The 15,084-nt window shown below is 72.1% G+C and carries 14 protein-coding genes; 6 read left to right on the top strand and 8 right to left on the bottom strand.

Features of this window, described 5'->3' with window-relative positions:
• The first annotated feature begins 5 nt into the window (after positions 1 to 5).
• Positions 6 to 674 (top strand): pyridoxal 5'-phosphate synthase, encoded by a 669-nt coding sequence (locus ACFY1J_RS24380; protein ID WP_390731897.1) that lies wholly within the window; start codon positions 6 to 8, stop codon positions 672 to 674.
• A gap of 651 nt (positions 675 to 1,325) precedes the next feature.
• Positions 1,326 to 1,811: an HIT family protein gene (locus ACFY1J_RS24375; RefSeq protein WP_390731896.1), complete on the top strand. Its 486-nt coding sequence runs from the start codon at positions 1,326 to 1,328 to the stop codon at positions 1,809 to 1,811.
• Between the two features lie 944 nt (positions 1,812 to 2,755).
• Here ACFY1J_RS24375 and ACFY1J_RS24370 read toward each other — a convergent pair.
• From ACFY1J_RS24370 to ACFY1J_RS24355, 4 genes are all read right to left on the bottom strand, one after another.
• Positions 2,756 to 3,685 carry a GNAT family N-acetyltransferase gene (locus ACFY1J_RS24370; protein ID WP_390731895.1) on the bottom strand — a complete coding sequence of 310 codons (930 nt, stop codon included), beginning with the start codon at positions 3,683 to 3,685 and terminating at the stop codon, positions 2,756 to 2,758.
• Positions 3,686 to 3,730: 45 nt separating this feature from the next.
• Entirely contained in the window at positions 3,731 to 4,333 is a 603-nt protein-coding gene (locus tag ACFY1J_RS24365; RefSeq protein WP_390731894.1) for a GNAT family N-acetyltransferase, read from the bottom strand.
• A 90-nt stretch (positions 4,334 to 4,423) separates the two neighbouring features.
• The gene (locus tag ACFY1J_RS24360; RefSeq protein ID WP_390709996.1) at positions 4,424 to 4,828 is read right to left on the bottom strand and encodes a Zn-ribbon domain-containing OB-fold protein; all 405 of its coding nucleotides are present in this window, start codon (positions 4,826 to 4,828) and stop codon (positions 4,424 to 4,426) included.
• A gap of 45 nt (positions 4,829 to 4,873) precedes the next feature.
• Positions 4,874 to 5,320: a DoxX family membrane protein gene (locus ACFY1J_RS24355; RefSeq protein WP_390731893.1), complete on the bottom strand. Its 447-nt coding sequence runs from the start codon at positions 5,318 to 5,320 to the stop codon at positions 4,874 to 4,876.
• 204 nt (positions 5,321 to 5,524) lie between these two features.
• Here ACFY1J_RS24355 and ACFY1J_RS24350 point away from each other — a divergent pair, with 204 nt between their 5' ends.
• Entirely contained in the window at positions 5,525 to 6,754 is a 1,230-nt protein-coding gene (locus ACFY1J_RS24350) for a flavin-containing monooxygenase (RefSeq protein WP_390731892.1), read from the top strand.
• Positions 6,755 to 6,906: 152 nt separating this feature from the next.
• Positions 6,907 to 8,391: a flavin monoamine oxidase family protein gene (locus tag ACFY1J_RS24345; protein WP_390731891.1), complete on the top strand. Its 1,485-nt coding sequence runs from the start codon at positions 6,907 to 6,909 to the stop codon at positions 8,389 to 8,391.
• Between the two features lie 25 nt (positions 8,392 to 8,416).
• Here the strand turns inward: ACFY1J_RS24345 and ACFY1J_RS24340 are convergent, their stop codons facing one another.
• The 4 genes from ACFY1J_RS24340 to ACFY1J_RS24325 form a co-directional block, all read right to left on the bottom strand.
• A complete protein-coding gene (locus tag ACFY1J_RS24340; RefSeq protein WP_390731890.1) occupies positions 8,417 to 9,835 on the bottom strand; it encodes a sensor histidine kinase in 1,419 nt (472 codons plus the stop codon).
• Positions 9,832 to 10,557 carry a response regulator transcription factor gene (locus ACFY1J_RS24335; protein ID WP_390732024.1) on the bottom strand — a complete coding sequence of 242 codons (726 nt, stop codon included), beginning with the start codon at positions 10,555 to 10,557 and terminating at the stop codon, positions 9,832 to 9,834. Before ACFY1J_RS24335 ends, ACFY1J_RS24340 begins: the two co-directional genes overlap by 4 nt.
• A gap of 182 nt (positions 10,558 to 10,739) precedes the next feature.
• On the bottom strand, positions 10,740 to 11,309 hold the full coding sequence (locus ACFY1J_RS24330) for a hypothetical protein (RefSeq protein ID WP_390731889.1): 570 nt from the start codon (positions 11,307 to 11,309) through the stop codon (positions 10,740 to 10,742).
• Positions 11,310 to 11,344: 35 nt separating this feature from the next.
• Positions 11,345 to 11,764, bottom strand: a complete 420-nt coding sequence (locus tag ACFY1J_RS24325; protein WP_390709735.1) for a peptidase — start codon at positions 11,762 to 11,764, stop codon at positions 11,345 to 11,347.
• A gap of 305 nt (positions 11,765 to 12,069) precedes the next feature.
• Here ACFY1J_RS24325 and ACFY1J_RS24320 point away from each other — a divergent pair, with 305 nt between their 5' ends.
• On the top strand, positions 12,070 to 14,298 hold the full coding sequence (locus tag ACFY1J_RS24320; protein ID WP_390731888.1) for an acetate--CoA ligase family protein: 2,229 nt from the start codon (positions 12,070 to 12,072) through the stop codon (positions 14,296 to 14,298).
• Complete coding sequence (locus tag ACFY1J_RS24315; RefSeq protein ID WP_390709733.1) at positions 14,295 to 15,083, top strand: enoyl-CoA hydratase/isomerase family protein; 789 nt, start codon at positions 14,295 to 14,297, stop codon at positions 15,081 to 15,083. The genes ACFY1J_RS24320 and ACFY1J_RS24315 overlap by 4 nt, the downstream gene beginning before the upstream one ends.
• The last annotated feature ends 1 nt before the right edge of the window (position 15,084 follow it).

Below are 15,084 nucleotides of genomic sequence, written 5' to 3'. Positions count from 1 at the left end.
ACCCCATGGCAGCAACGGATCTCCACGAACTCCTGAGGTCACTGCGGGTATGGGCGCCCGGTGTCACGGAGCTACCCCCTTTCGACCCGGACACAGCGCCCCCGACACCCGTCCCGCTCTTCACGAGATGGTTCGCGGAGGCGGTGGCGGCGGGCCAGTACGAGCCGCACACCATGTCGCTGGCGACGACGGACGAGGACGGCCACCCGGACGTACGGATCGTGATGCTGCACGGCGCCGATGAGGACGGCTGGGCCTTCGCGACGCACGCGACGAGCCGTAAGGGCGGCCAGCTGAGGGGCCACCCGTATGCGGCCCTGGCCTTCTACTGGCCGGTGCTGGGCCGCCAGGTCCGGGTCCGGGGCCCGGTCACGTCGGCGCCGTCGGAGGAGAGCCAGGCGGACCTGCACGCCCGTTCGACGGGGGCGCTGGCAGCGGCCCTGACGGGGCGCCAGAGCGAAGTCCTGGGGTCGGTGGAGGAGCTGAGGGAGGCATCGGAGGCGGCGTGGGACCGGGCACGCAACAACCCGACGGCCCCGTCCCCGACGTGGACGCTCTACCGGCTCCACCCGAAGGAGGTCGAGTTCTTCCAGGGCGACCCGGACCGAAGACACGTACGCCTGCTGTACCGCCACGGGACGGACGGCTGGACCAGGGAACTGCTGTGGCCGTGAGCCACGGGGGTCGCCGTGGGGCCGCCCGCTTCTTGTCAGTGTCGTGCTTCCACGCCCCGAGTAAAGGGCGCTCCGCTCCACTGCGTTCCGCTCCGCGTCGGCTGCGCCGATGCCCCTGCGGGGCACCCTTGACTAGGGGCGTTCCAGCACGGGTGAGAAGCGAGCGGGCGGCCCGGGGAAAGTGGCCGGCTCGGGCGCGCCAGCCCTCGGGTGGGCTGCGTTCGCGTCCGGGGTGGTGGGGGCGCGGTCGCGCCTCGCCAGCACGCCGGGCGGGCTTAGCGGCTTGCGGCCGGTGGGGAGCGGGGGGCGCGTCAGCCGGGTGGTGGCACGCCGGGCTGGCTTAGCGACTTGCGGCCGGTGGGCGGTGGGCGGTGGGCACGCATCGGCGGGGTGGCGGCACGCCGGGAAGGCCCAGCGGCGAGCGGCCGGTGGACGGTGGAGCGCAGGGGCTGGGTGGCGGCACGCCGGGTGGGGCTTGCGGCTTGCGGCTTGCGGCTTGCGGCTTGCGGCTTGCGGGTGGAGGGCACTCGGGGGTGGCCGATAGGCAAGCCGCCTGATGGCCGATGGCCTCGTGAGCGACCGGCCAACGAACCAACCGACTGACCGATAACGTGATGGCCGGTGTGAGAGCACGGGGTGGGGTGGTTGATCGTGACCGTTGACTGGCGCAAGGACCGGATTGGGAGCGCGCTGCGGGGTGAGAACCCTTCGGTGCTTGCGCAACTGGAGTCGGGGTTCGCGGTGATCGGGGACGTTCAGTTTCTGCCGGGGTACTCGCTGTTCCTGGTGGACGACCCGTCGGTGCAGCGGCTGTCGGAACTTCCGCAGAGCAGGCGACTGGCGTTCCTCTCCGACATGGACAAGCTGGGCGAGGCCGTCGAGCGCGCCTGCAAGCGCCTGGACCCGGCCTTCCGCCGGGTCAACCTGGAGATCCTGGGAAACACCGACCCGTACCTGCACGTCCACGTGTGGCCGCGATACGACTGGGAGCCGCCCGACCTCGTGGGCCGCCCGGTCTGGCTGTACCCAAGTGAGAGCTGGGGCGACGAACGGCACGCGCTGGGCCCCCAGCACAACGCCATCCGCAAGGCGATCACCGACGAACTAACCCAGGGAACGCGCCGGGAGACCCTCTAAAGCAGGCCCCGGGACAGCAATTGGAACCTTCGGGCCAGCCAAGCGCCGACAACCTGCTGATTCCGCCCCCCTCGCTGTCCCATTCCTTCCGACAACGCCCGCCAACACAACTGGTGTGACGGAAGCGACCAACGAGACACGGCGAGGCACCGTCCCACCGGCGAGCGGCGCGGAGGTGCGACAGCGCGGAGGCGCTGAGGCGCGGAGGCGCGCAGGTGTGGCGGCGCGGCGCTGGAGCAAGGGCCCACCGCGAAGTCACCCACCCGCCCGCCCACTCACCCAGCCAACCATCGGTCCGTCTGGCCACGCGCCTCCGGCCTCAAGCCGCAACCGCACTCGGCTCGCCGCCACTCGGCTGATTCGCTCCCACTCCCACCGGGCGCAAGTCGGCAAGCTGGCCGGGCATGCTGGCGGGGTGTGACAGCGCCCCCCACCAGCCGCAAGACGCTGAGCCGACCCGGCGTGCCATCTCCCCGCCGATGCGGCCCCGCCCCCCTCCGGCCGCAAGCCGCTGAGCCGAGCCAGTGTGCCACCACCCGGCTGATGCGCCCCCCGCCCCCACCGGCCGCAAGCCGCCAACCCCGCCCGGCGTGCCACCACCCCGCCGATGCGCGCCCCGCCACCCACCACCCGCAAGCCGCTAAACCAACCCGGCGTGCTGGCGAGGCGCGACCGCGCCCCCACCACCCCGGCCCAGAACGCAGCCTACCCAAGGGCCCGACGCACCCAAGCCGGCCACTTTCCCCGGGCCGCCCGCTCGCTTCCAACCCGTGCTGGAACGCCCCTAGTCAAGGGTGCCCCGCAGGGGCATCGGCGCAGCCGACGCGGAGCGGAACGCAGTGGAGCGGAGCGCCCTTTACTCGGGGCGTGGAAGCACGACACTGACAAGAAGCGGGCGGCCCCACGGCCACTCGTCAGCACCGGGGCACTGCACCCACCTCACCTCACCCCATCCCACGCCCGCTCGGGCCCCCACGCCCGCTCAATCCCCGCCCCGGTTCCCCCCCCACACCCCCAAACCTGTACGCCGCGAAATCGGCAACCTCCCGGTATCCGATCCGCCGGTACAGTGCGTTGCTCGTTGGGTTTGCCAGGTCGGTGAAGAGGAGTACCTCCTTCGCCCCGGCCGCCCGCGCGGCTCGGCTCGCCTCGGCTGTCGCCGCGCCCGCGTATCCGCGTCCGCGGAGGTGTGCGGGGGTGTAGACGGGGCCGATTCTGATCTGCCCCGCGACCTGGCGGGTGACCCCGGCCAGGGAGACGGGCGTGCCGTCGGGGGTTTCCCAGAGGGTGGTGCCGCCGTAGGCGATGCGCGCGTCGGCCCACTCGTCGGGGGCGATGAAGCCGGGTTCTCCGACCGCCTCGGAGAACTCCACGACCCAGCGCCGCAGCAGGTCCCGGTCGGCGGGGCCGACGGACCTCGCCCGTCCCTCCGGCACCGGCTCCGGTACCGCCAGCTCCCCCAGCCTGTAGAGCCGTTGGCGCATGCGCAGTTCGCCGGACGCGCCCGACCGCCGCCGCCAGGCTGCCACGAACGCCTCTACCGACTCCCGCTCGGCGGAGACCGCGGGGACGGGGTGGCCGGCGTCGAGCAGCCTGGCCGCGAGGGCGTCGGCCTCCTCGGCCGTGAGGGCGGTGAAGCTCAGCTGGTGCGGAGGCGTGTGCAGCAGGGTCGCCCGGACCGTGCCGTCCGCCTCCGTCAGCATGCCGAACAGAGGTGACCCCTCGCCGTAGACATGCAGTCCACGCGTCCGGAGCACATCCGTCACCGTCAGCTGCACCGTGTGCAGAGCCGGCCGGGAGCGCAGGAAGCCGCCCGCTCGGGAGAGGAAGGAGTCCAGGTCTTCGGTGAGCTGCCAGTCGTATGCAGGGGCCATACCTCATGATCCCGGCACGACGTGCGCCGCGCCCGCAATTAACCTCTAGCCCTCGTGTGCCTCGGGATCCGTGGCTATCCGTGCGTGCAGATGCACATCCCGGAACGCGTCGAGCCGCCCCGCCTCGAACATCGCCCCGCGCAGTGTCCCCTCGTACAGGAACCCGCACTTCCGCGCGATCCGGCACGACGCGTCATGCCCTACGGCGTGCCCCAACTCCAGCCGGTACAGCCCCAGTTCCGTGAATGCCCAGCGTGAGGCGAGGGTCAGAGCCCGCGTGGCCACGCGTCGGCCGCGCGCCTCGGGGAGGACCCAGTAGCCGACACGGGCGGTACGCATGACGCGGTCGATCATGTTGAGGCCGATGTGCCCCAGCGCCGTACCGCTGTCCGCGTCCGTGACGCAGAAGTGCGCGCAGTGGCCGTTCGCCTCGTTCTCCGCCTGCTTGTGCAGGGAGGCACGTGCTCCGTCGAGGTCGGTCACCGCCAGCAGGGGTGTGTTCCAGCGCTGGAATTCGGGATCGGACCTGCCGCGCAGCCAGGTCGCCGCGTCGAGGTCCGCGGTCGCGTCCCATCGGCGAAGACGCAGACCCTGGCCATCGAGCTCGGGACGCTGCCGATCGGGGATGCGTTCATTTGCGGTAGCCATGGGCCCATTGAATCCCCTCGGCACTGAATCCCCCGGCCCATCTCAGTCACCCGCGGGCCGGAACCCCACTCGCCCGCACAGGCCGGAGCCTCACTCACCCGCGGGCCGGAACACCGCGATCCCCTCCCGGAACTCGACGGCCAGTTCGGCCCCCGCCCGCAGTTCCTCCGCCTCGCACCCCACCACCTCGGTCATCATCCGTGGCCCCTCCGCCAGGTCGACCACGGCGGCGACGTACGGTGTTCGGTCCCCGAACGGCGGGAGGTCGTTGCGGTGGACCACCGACCAGGTGTACAGGGTCGCCCGGCCGCTTCCCTCCTCCCAGGTCACGTCCTCGCTCCAGCAGAACGGGCAGAACTCGCGGGGGTAGTGGTGGGCGCGTCCGCAGCCCGGGGCCCGGCAGCGGCGTATCAGCAGCCGGCCCTCCTTCGCCGCCTCCCAGTACGTCCTGGTGAAGGCGTCCACCTCCGGCACGTCGAATCTCGCCGATCCCATCAGAGCCATCCCACCTCCCCCATCAGAAGCACCCCGCCTCCCTCATCAGAACCACCCCAGCGCCGCATCCACCGACCACGTCTGCCACGCCATCCCGAACAACCCCACCACCGAGATGAGCGCCATCATCGAGTTCTGCCCCTGCTCCGCCCAGTCGTGGATCATGAGGACGAAGTAGAGGAGGTTCAGGAGCAGGCCGCCGACCAGGGCCACCGGGGTCAGGAAGCCCGTGATCAGGCCCAGTCCCAGGGCCAGCTCCGCGTACGCGACGACGTACGCCATCGCCTTCGGGCGCGGCTTGACCACGGCCTCGAAGCCGGAGCGCACCGCGTTCCAGCGGTGCTTGTCGGCCATGTCCGCCGCCCAGGCGATCCCGCTCCCCGTGAACCAGGTCTTCTTGTCCTTGTGCCGCCAGCTCTCCAGCCACCACAGGCCGAGTCCGATACGCAGCACCGCCAGCCACTGCGCGCCACTGAGCCAGATCGCATCCATGAATCTGACGGTACGTCAGATCGGAAGGAAAGCCGAGACCCCGTTGGAAATTGGCCGCGCACCCACAACCGCACCGCCCCCGCCCACAACCAGCTCGCCTACGTCACCGGTTCCCCCCACTCCTCCTACAGGCGTGATCTATCCGCAACCAATTCCGGTCTTGACCGAGACCCATCAACGTGGGATGTGGTTACGCTCGCGCTCATGACCGACTCCAGCGACTCCAGCGACTCCAGCAAGCCCGCGAGATCCCTCGCCCAGCCCACCGCACACCCCGCCGACCGCCCCGTCTACGTCATAGGCGGCGGCCCCGGTGGCCTGGCGGTCGCTCACTCGCTGCGGGCCCGGGGCATACGGGCCGTCGTCCTGGAGAAGTCCGACCGGGTGGGTGCCTCGTGGCGGCGCCACTACGACCGGCTCCATCTGCACACCACCCGGCGGCTGTCGGGCCTGCCTGGGCTGCCGATGCCGCGGCGGTTCGGGCGCTGGGTGTCGCGGGACGACGTGGTGCGGTACCTGGAGAAGTACGCCGAGCACCATGAGCTGGAGATAGTCACCGGTGTCGAGGTCTCGCGCGTGGAGCGCTCGGCCGACGGCACGGGCTGGCTGCTGCACGCCTCCGGCGGGCGTGAGCTGACCGGGGGTGCGGTGGTCGTCGCCACCGGCTTCAATCACTCTCCGCGCGTGCCCGACTGGCCGGGGCGGGACGCGTACGCCGGGGAGTTCCTGCATGCCGGCGAGTACCGCAACGCCAAGCCCTACGCCGGGCGGGACGTGCTGGTCGTCGGGGTGGGCAACACGGGTGCCGAGATCGCCGTGGACCTGGTCGAGGGGGGCGCGTCGCGGGTGCGGCTGAGCATCCGTACCGCTCCGCACATCGTGCGCCGGTCGACCGCCGGGTGGGCCGCCCAGTACTCGTCCGTGCTGATCCGGCGCCTGCCCGTGGGGCTCGTCGACCGGCTGGCCAGGCCGTTGGCCCGGCTCAGTGTGCCGGATCTGTCGGCGCAGGGGCTGCCGCGACCGGACACGGGGCTGTACTCCCGGGCGAAGGAGGGGGCGGTCCCGGTCCTGGACGTCGGCCTCATCGACGCCGTGCGCAACGGCCGGGTCGAGGTCGTGGCCGCCGTCGAGGCGTTCGAGGACGGCAAGGTCGTCCTGGCCGACGGCAGCCGGGTCTCCCCGGACGCGGTCGTCGCGGCCACCGGGTACGCACGTGGCCTGGAGGGGCTCGTCGGTCACCTCGACGTGCTCGACGGGCGGGGACGGCCGGTCGTCCACGGCGGCGCCACCCCGAAGAACGCCCCTGGTCTCTACTTCACCGGCTTCACCAACCCCATCAGCGGCATGTTCCGTGAGATGGCGATCGACGCCGAAAGAATCGCGAAGGCCGTTGCCAGGACCGCCGCGGGGCAGCTGTCCCGGATCCCGGGCTGATGCAGGACGTATCAACTTACTTACGTACGCGCCTCGTTACTTGAGAGTCAGATGTGACGGGAGAGCTGTACGCCGCCGCCGCACGGGGCCAGAATGTGAGCACTGCTCAACTTTCCAGCTCCACTCCCTCTCGCTCATGACGGAGGATGCACGTGGCACGCGAAAGACAGCTCTCCCGGCGCTCCCTGCTCGGCGGTGCGGCCGCCGGGGCCGTCGGTCTGACCGCCACCGCCGCCGGTACGGCGTCCGCGGCGACCACCCGTACCGTCGACGTGGCCGTCGTCGGCGGCGGGCTCGCGGGGCTCACCGCGGCCCGTGACCTGGTGGCGGGCGGCCGGTCCGTGGTCGTCCTGGAGGCCCGCGACCGGGTCGGCGGGCGCCTGGTGAACCTGAAGCTGGCGAACGGCGGCTTCACCGAGGGCGGCGGCGAGTTCATCGGCCCCACCCAGGACCGCATCAAGGCCCTCGCCGACTCCCTCGGCGTGGCGACCTTCGCCACCTACAACACCGGGAACAACCTCCTCTACAAGGACGGCAAGCGAACCCCGTACGACACCAGCGGGCTGCTCGGTTCCGTCCCGCCGGTGGACGCGGCCGGGCTCGCCAACGCCGCGATCGTGCAGTCCGAACTCGACAGCATGGCCAAGCAGATACCGGTCGACGCGCCGTGGACCGCGGCCAAGGCCGCCGAGTGGGACAAACAGACCTTCGAGAGCTGGCTGAACGCCCACGCCGTCATCCCCTCGGCCAAGTTCCTGCTCGACGTGGCCTGTACGTCGGTGTTCTCGGCGCAGCCGCGCGAGCTCTCCCTGCTGTACGTGCTGTACTACATCGCCGCCGCCGGCAACGCCTCCACCGCCGGCACCCTGGAGCGGCTGACCGACACCGCGAACGGCGCCCAGGACTCCCGCTTCGTGGGCGGCTCCCAGCAGGTGCCGCTCAAGCTGGCGGCGACGCTCGGGGACCGGGTGGTGCTGGGCGCGCCGGTGCGCTCCATCGCGCGGTCGGGCGGCTCGTACCTGGTCACCGCGGACGGGATCACCGTCACGGCGAGCCGGGTGGTCGTCGCGGTGCCGCCGCCGCTGGCCGCGCGCATCTCGTACGACCCGCTGCTGCCCGCCGAGCGCGACCAGCTGTGCCAGCGGATGCCGATGGGGTCCATCGGGAAGGCGATCGCCGTCTACGACACCCCGTTCTGGCGTGCCGACGGGCTGAACGGGCAGGCGGTGAGCGACTCCGGGGTCGTGCGGTCGACGTTCGACAACTCACCGCCCGACGCTTCTTACGGCGCACTGATGGGCTTCATCGAGGCCGACGAGATGCGGGCGTACGACGCGGCGAGCGTGGACGACGTCAGGGCGGCCGTGCTGAAGGACTACGCGAACTACTTCGGGGACAAGGCCAAGTCCCCGACGTCCTTCGTCCTGCAGCGGTGGGACAACGAGGGGTTCTCGCGGGGCGGGCCGGTCGCCTACGCCCCGCCCGGGGTGCTGACCGAGTACGGCGCCGCGCTGCGCAAGCCGGTGGGCGGCATCCACTGGGCCGGGACCGAGACCTCCACGTACTGGAACGGGTACATGGACGGAGCGGTGCGCTCGGGCGAGCGGGCGGCCAAGGAGGTGCTGGAGGCGCTGTAGGGCAGGCGCGCAGGCCCGGGGCCGGTCAAGGCGCCGTCGCGGCTGCCGGTGTCGATCGGGGCGAGCCGCTTGCGCCGCGGGAGCGGCCGCCGGCCACCGGGCGCAGGCGCACGGCGGCGTCCAGGCCGGTGCCCGACGCCGGGCCGAGGGTGATCTCGCCGCCGGAGGCGTTCACCAGATGGCGGACGATGGGCAGACCGAGGCCGGTGCCGTCGTGGTGGGAGTCGGAGGCGCGCCAGAAGCGGTCGAAGGCGCGGGCTCGGTCGGCCTCGGACATGCCGGGGCCCTGGTCGACGACGTGGAGTTCGACCCCGGCCGCAGTGCCCGGCGACCGGTGGAGGGTGATGGTCGTGCCGGGCGGGGAGACCCGCAGGGCGTTGGCGACCAGGTTGTCGATGACCTGCTCCAGCGCCCCCGGGATCGCCCACACCCGGCCGGCGGGGCGGCCGGTGACGGCGAGGACCACGTACTGTTCGGCGGCCAGCGACTCCCACATGGCGACGCGGTCGGCGATGACGGTGTCCAGGTCGACCGGTTCCGGGGTGGTGGCGGAGTTCTCCAGGCGGGCCAGGGCGAGCAGGCCCTGCACCATGCGGCTGAGGCGTTCGACTTCGCCGACGGATTCGTCCAGGCTGCCGTGGGCGCGTGGATCGAGGTAGGGCTCGAAGTTCTCCAGGCGCAGGCGCAGTGCGGTCAGCGGGGTCTTCAGCTGGTGGGAGGCTTCGGAGGCGAACGCCTGCTGGGCCTTGAGGAGTTGTTGCAGCCGGGTCGCCGTGTGGGTGAAGGAGGCGGCGAGGCTGCGCAGTTCGGGCGGGCCGGTGGTGGCGTCCGGCGGGTTGGTGAGCCGGCCGTCGGCCAGCTGGGCGGTGGCGGCCTCCAGCGTGCGCAGGGGGCGGGTGATCCAGCGGGCGAGGGTGAAGGCGACGATGGCCACGACGGCCAGGACGCAGGCTCCGGCCAGGGCGAGGGCGCCCCAGATGCGGTGCACGCGGGCGTTGACCTCGGCCATGGGGTAGGTCAGGCGCAGGGTGCCGCGGATGGTGGTGCCGGAGGTGCCCGGCATGGTGGCCGACAACAGGTCGCCTCCGGTGGCCACGGTCGGCCGGCCGCGCAGGGCACGGGCGATGTCCGGCTGGGCGGCGATGCTGATGCCCGTACGGCCCGAGGGGTCGGAGTCGGCCAGGACGCTGCCCTGCTTGTCGGTGACGACGACGTGTCCGCCGGTGCGGGTGGCGTAGTCGCCGACGACATCGGGCAGGGCGTCGAGGTTGCCCTTCTCGATGTTCTCCTCGGTGACCTCGGCGAGCATCGAGGCGTCGCGTTCGACGCTCTGGGAGGCGCGGGAGATCTCTCCTCGGGCGTAGATCCAGCCGAGTGGTATCTCAAGGCCGGCCAGCACCAGGATCGCCAGGCCGAGATAGCTGAGCAGCAGACGCCGGGTCATCCGGCCGCCCCGGGTTCCGCGTCGTGGCCGGGGACGGTGAGGCGGAAGCCGACACCGCGGGCCGTGGTGATCCAGGCCGGGTCGCCGAGCTTGCGGCGCAGCGCGGCGACGTGGGCGTCGAGGGTCTTGGTGGGGCCGAAGAAGTGCGGGTCCCACACCGAGTCCATGATCTGCTGTCGCGAGTGGACCGTGCCGGGGTCCTCGGCGAGGTAGGCGAGCAGGTCGAACTCACGGGGTGTGAGGAGCACTTCGGCTCCGTCGAGGCGGACCTGGCGGGTGCGGCGGTTGATCTCCAGCGAGCCGAGCAGCTGCGGTCCGGGGGTCTCGGGCGCCGCCGGATGCGCCGGCGCGGGGAAGGGCAGCGCGCCGGTGGTGCGCCGGGTGACCGCGCGGATACGGGCCACCAGCTCCCGTACGCCGAAGGGCTTGGCGAGGTAGTCGTCGGCACCCAGTTCCAGGCCGACGATGCGGTCGGCCTCCTCTCCCCTAGCGGTGATCATGATGATCGGGACGGCGGAGCGGGCGCGCAGGCTGCGGCAGACGTCGAGGCCGTCCATGTCGGGCAGGCCGAGGTCGAGCAGGACCAGGTCCGGGGCTCCGTCGCTACCGGCGAGTCCGGCGGCGCCGGTACGGACGTGGTCCACGGTGAAGCCGTACCGCCCGAGCCCTTCGGTGAGCGGGCCGGCGATTCGGTCGTCGTCTTCGATGAGCAGGAGCCGCATGGCGCAAGGCTCGCACAGCTGTGCCATGAGAGTCGGGCTGTTCATGGGAAGCCGCCTGGGACCTGGGAGTCGTAGGGACGGTGTGCCGGGGCGGGTGCCCGCCCGGCCGGTCGACACGGGGGGCGAGCGGCCGGGCAGCCGGGCGGTGGGAGCGGGGCGGTGACGACGCCGACCGTGGGGGGTCAGTCGTCGGCGTGGTCACCGTCCTCGCGTCCCCGCTCCTCCTCCCCGTGGTGGTCGTCACCGCGGTCACCGGTGACGGGCGGCAGAGCGGTCTGCGTCGGCGGGGTGGCCGTGTTCGCGGTGCCGCCGGGCGGTTCGGCGGGGAGCGTCGCGTCCGACGGGAGGGACGGTGAGCCGGGTGACTTGGGCGCGGAGACCTGGGCGGTGCCGCCGGGGGCCGGGTTGGAGGTGACCGTGTCGCTGACCGTGGACAGCGCGAGGCCGAAGCCGCCGAGGAGGACGAGCGTGGCGACGGCCGTCAGGGCCGACCGGTGCCGTACCGCCGTCTGCCGCCACCCGCTCTCGTCCCGCGCCCGGCTCCGCCGGCTCCCGCTCGCCTCGGCTTCGGACTGCGCGTCGGCAACCGTGGTTTCGGCGGACCCGGTCGGGCCGTCCTCGGAGGACCAGGATTGGGAGGGCAAGGGCGAGGACGAGGGATAGTCGAAGGCATCCTCCTCGAAGCGGTTCCCGTAGCCGCCCCGTGCGGAGTCCGGCAGTGGCGTGGTGGCGTTCTCGTGCTCGCTCGGCACCTGTTTCTCCCCTCCGGCCGGTCGACCCGTGCGTCTCAGCCGTTGTTCTCCGTCTCCTCGGTGCCTTCCTCCTTGGTGCCGGTCACCTTGAAGGACTTGTCCAGGTACACCTCGACCGAGGTGCCGTCCGCCTTCTTCACCTCCACCGCGTACATGCCGGGCTTCTCCGCGTCCTCCTCGGACTTGATCACGGTGCCCGGGAAGGCGGCGACGGCCGCCGCCTCGGCCTTCTGCTTGATGTCGCCGGTCAGCGGCGGTTCCTTCTTGTCGTCGGTGTCACCGGCGGCCTCGCCCGCCGCGTCGGCACCGCCCGTGCCCTGGGCGGCCTGCTGGGTGTCGGACTTCGAACTGCCGGAACCGGAGCCGGAGTCGGAACCGCCACCGCAGGCGGCGAGGGCGAACATCAGCACGGCGGCAGGAGCGGCAAGAAGGGCACGGCGGGGCAGGGCACGCATGGACTGTCTCCAGATTTCGGGGATGCGGTGATCCAGGAGCCGGACCACCGGGGGACGACAACGACCCTAGGAAGACGCTGTCGAGAGCCGGCCCAGCAGACGGAGAGCAAAAGCCCAGCAGTTGTCCAAAGTTTCGCCACCGATGCCAGGACGCCCACGGTGCCCGGCGACAGCGCGTACGCCGGAACCGATCCGTCGTACCGTTCGTCAACCTTTGCATGCAGAACAGTTCCTGACGTCGCGTCAGTTCAGTAATCTGACACTGCGTCAGTTAATTGTGCTGTCACACAGGAGCGGGCGGAACGATGCTTGGATCAACCCACGGCACCCTCACCACCGACTCCCGCCGGGCCCGGGTCATCGCCTGCGGTGAGCTGCGTCCCGGGCCCGCAGTCCACGGCCGGGCCGCCGACGTGGACGACCTCGATGTGAGCGGGCGGCCGCTGTATGCGGACGTACCGGATCTGGACCGGTTCTTCCGGCCCGAGTCCGTCGCCGTGATCGGTGCCTCCGACACCGAGGGACGGCCGAACACCGGGATCACCCGGCAACTGCTGGCCTGGGCCGAGCGGGTCGGGGCGCGGGTGCACCCGGTGCATCCCACCCGGCCGTCGGTCTTCGGCATCCCCTGCGTCGCCTCCGTCGCCGACCTGCCCGAGCAGGTCGACCTCGGCGTGCTGCTGGTCGCCGATCCGCTGCCGGTGGTCGAGGAACTCGCCGAGGCCAAGGTGAAGTTCGCCGTCGCCTTCGCCTCCGGGTTCGCGGAGACGGGCGAGGAGGGGGCCAGGGCCCAGGAGCGGCTCGCGGCCGCCGTCCGGCGCTCGGGGCTCCGGCTGCTCGGACCGAACACCAACCTCAACGCCTTCGAGCGGTTCCGGGAGGACCTGGAGGGACCGGCGATCGCCCTGATCACCCAGTCCGGGCACCAGGGCCGGCCCGTCTTCGCCCTCCAGGAGCTCGGCATCCGGCTCTCCCACTGGGCCCCGACCGGCAACGAGGCCGACCTGGAGACCGCCGACTTCATCTCCTACTTCGCCGAGCGGCCCGAGGTCGGGGCCATCGCCTGCTATGTCGAAGGTCTCAAGGACGGCCGCGCCTTCCTGCTCGCCGCCGACCGCGCCGCCCGCCGCAAGGTGCCCGTCGTCGCCGTCAAGGTGGGGCGCACGGAGGCCGGGGCCCGTACCGCCGCCTCGCACACCGGCAAGCTCACCGGGGCCGACGACGTCGTGGACGCGGCCATGCGGCAGTTCGGGGTCGTCCGGGTCGACGGACTCGATGAACTCCAGGACACCGCCGCCCTGCTGGCCCGCGCGCGGGCGCCGCTCGCCGACGGGGTCGTCGTCTACTCCATCTCGGGCGGCACCGGCGCCCACGTCGCCGACCTCGCCGCCGGGGCCGGGCTCAGGCTGCCGGTGCTGTCCGAGGCGCGGCAGGCCGAGCTGCACCAGTGGATACCCGAGTACCTGAGCGTGGCCAACCCGGTGGACAACGGCGGGCATCCGGTCGGGGACCGGCGCGGCCGGAAGATCATCGACTCGATCCTCGACGACCCGGAGGTGGGCGTCCTCATCTGCCCGATCACCGGGCCCTTCCCGCCCCTCAGCGACCGGCTCGTACGGGATCTGGTCGACGCGGCCGAGGCGAGCGACAAGCTGGTGTGCGTGGTGTGGGGATCGCCGGTCGGCACCGAACCGGCCTACCGCGAGGTCCTGCTCGGCTCCTTGCGCGTGGCCACCTTCCGCACCGTCGGCAACTGCCTCACCGCCGTCCGCGCCTACCTCGACCACCACCGCTTCGTCCGCTCCTACCGCTCCCCCTTCGACGAGGCACCCCGCACCCCCTCCCCCTCCTTCAAGAAGGCACGGGCGCTGATGCAGCCGGGCCGGCAGCTGAGCGAGCACGCGGCGAAGCAGCTGCTGCGCGCATACGGCATACGGGTGCCGCGCGAGCAGCTGGTGACCAGCGCGGCGGCGGCCGTACGCGCGGCCGGGCAGGTCGGCTACCCCGTGGTCATGAAGGCGTCCGGCGCGCAGATCGCCCACAAGACCGAGCTGGGGCTGGTGAAGATCGGCCTGACCTCCGCCAGCCAGGTCCGGGACGCCTATCGCGAGCTGACCGACATCGCCCGCTACGAGGGCGTCTCGCTGGACGGCGTCCTGGTGTGCCAGATGGTCGAGCGGGGTGTGGAGATGGTCGTCGGCGTCACGCACGACGAGCTGTTCGGGCCGACCGTGACGGTCGGTCTCGGCGGGGTGCTGGTGGAGGTGCTGCGGGACGCGGCCGTACGCGTGCCGCCTTTCGGCGAGGAGCAGGCCCGGGACATGATCGCGGAACTGCGCGGGCGGGCGCTGCTGGACGGGGTGCGGGGGCGGCCGCCCGCCGATGTCGAGGGGCTCGTCGAGGTCGTGCTGCGGGTGCAGCGCATGGCCCTTGAGCTCGGGGACGAACTCGCCGAGCTCGACATCAATCCGCTGATGGTGCTGCCCCGGGGGCAGGGCGCGGTGGCGCTGGACGCGCTGGCGGTGTGCCGGTGACGGCCGCGGTGGAGCGGGCGACCGACGAGGGGGTCTCACGCATCGCGCTCAACCGCCCCGAGGCGCTCAACGCCCTCACCCCGGACCTGCGGGAGCGCGTCATCCAGCTGCTGTCGGAGGCGTCCGCCGACCCGGACGTACGGGCCGTCGTCCTGACGGGGACGGGGCGCGGGTTCTGCGCGGGTGCGGATCTGCGGGGCGGGACCGGGGGCGGTGGACGGATCCCCGGTGACGTCGCGCGCACGCTGCGCCTCGGGGCCCAGCGGCTGATCGCGGCCGTACTGGACTGCGAGAAGCCGGTGATCGCCGCCGTCAACGGTACGGCGGCGGGCCTCGGCGCCCATCTCGCGTTCGCCTGTGACCTCGTGCTCGCCGCGGAGTCCGCCCGGTTCATCGAGGTGTTCGTACGGCGCGGACTCGTACCGGACGCCGGTGGCGCCTACCTCCTGCCCCGGCTGATCGGCCCGCAGCGTGCCAAGGAGCTGATGTTCTTCGGCGACGCGCTGACCGCACCGGACGCGGAGCGACTGGGCCTCGTCAACCGGGTGGTGCCGGACGGGGAGTTGGACAAGACGGCCCGGGAGTGGGCGGCCCGCCTGGCCGCCGGGCCCACCCGGGCGCTCGCCCTGACCAAGCAGCTGGTGAACGCCTCCCTCGACGCCGACCGCGCCTCGGCCTTCGCCGCGGAGGCGGCCGCGCAGGAGATCAACATGACGACGGAGGACGCCCGGGAGGGGCTCAGGGCCTTTGTGGAGCGCAGAAGCCCGGAGTTCCGAGGCCGGTGAG

Origin of the sequence: Streptomyces sp. NPDC001406 (genome assembly GCF_042895285.1) — a bacterium.
Lineage (GTDB): Bacteria > Actinomycetota > Actinomycetes > Streptomycetales > Streptomycetaceae > Streptomyces.
This window is presented reverse-complemented; position numbering and strand designations above follow the sequence as displayed.

Excerpts from the sequence above, each read along its gene's own strand:
- ACFY1J_RS24380 (WP_390731897.1), top strand. The coding sequence starts at position 6 with ATGGCAGCAACGGATCTCCACGAACTCCTGAGGTCACTGCGGGTATGG.
- ACFY1J_RS24370 (WP_390731895.1), bottom strand. The coding sequence starts at position 3,685 with ATGGCCCCTGCATACGACTGGCAGCTCACCGAAGACCTGGACTCCTTC.
- ACFY1J_RS24365 (WP_390731894.1), bottom strand. The coding sequence starts at position 4,333 with ATGGCTACCGCAAATGAACGCATCCCCGATCGGCAGCGTCCCGAGCTC.
- ACFY1J_RS24360 (WP_390709996.1), bottom strand. The coding sequence starts at position 4,828 with ATGGGATCGGCGAGATTCGACGTGCCGGAGGTGGACGCCTTCACCAGG.
- ACFY1J_RS24355 (WP_390731893.1), bottom strand. The coding sequence starts at position 5,320 with ATGGATGCGATCTGGCTCAGTGGCGCGCAGTGGCTGGCGGTGCTGCGT.
- ACFY1J_RS24350 (WP_390731892.1), top strand. The coding sequence starts at position 5,525 with ATGACCGACTCCAGCGACTCCAGCGACTCCAGCAAGCCCGCGAGATCC.
- ACFY1J_RS24340 (WP_390731890.1), bottom strand. The coding sequence starts at position 9,835 with ATGACCCGGCGTCTGCTGCTCAGCTATCTCGGCCTGGCGATCCTGGTG.
- ACFY1J_RS24335 (WP_390732024.1), bottom strand. The coding sequence starts at position 10,557 with ATGCGGCTCCTGCTCATCGAAGACGACGACCGAATCGCCGGCCCGCTC.
- ACFY1J_RS24325 (WP_390709735.1), bottom strand. The coding sequence starts at position 11,764 with ATGCGTGCCCTGCCCCGCCGTGCCCTTCTTGCCGCTCCTGCCGCCGTG.
- ACFY1J_RS24320 (WP_390731888.1), top strand. The coding sequence starts at position 12,070 with ATGCTTGGATCAACCCACGGCACCCTCACCACCGACTCCCGCCGGGCC.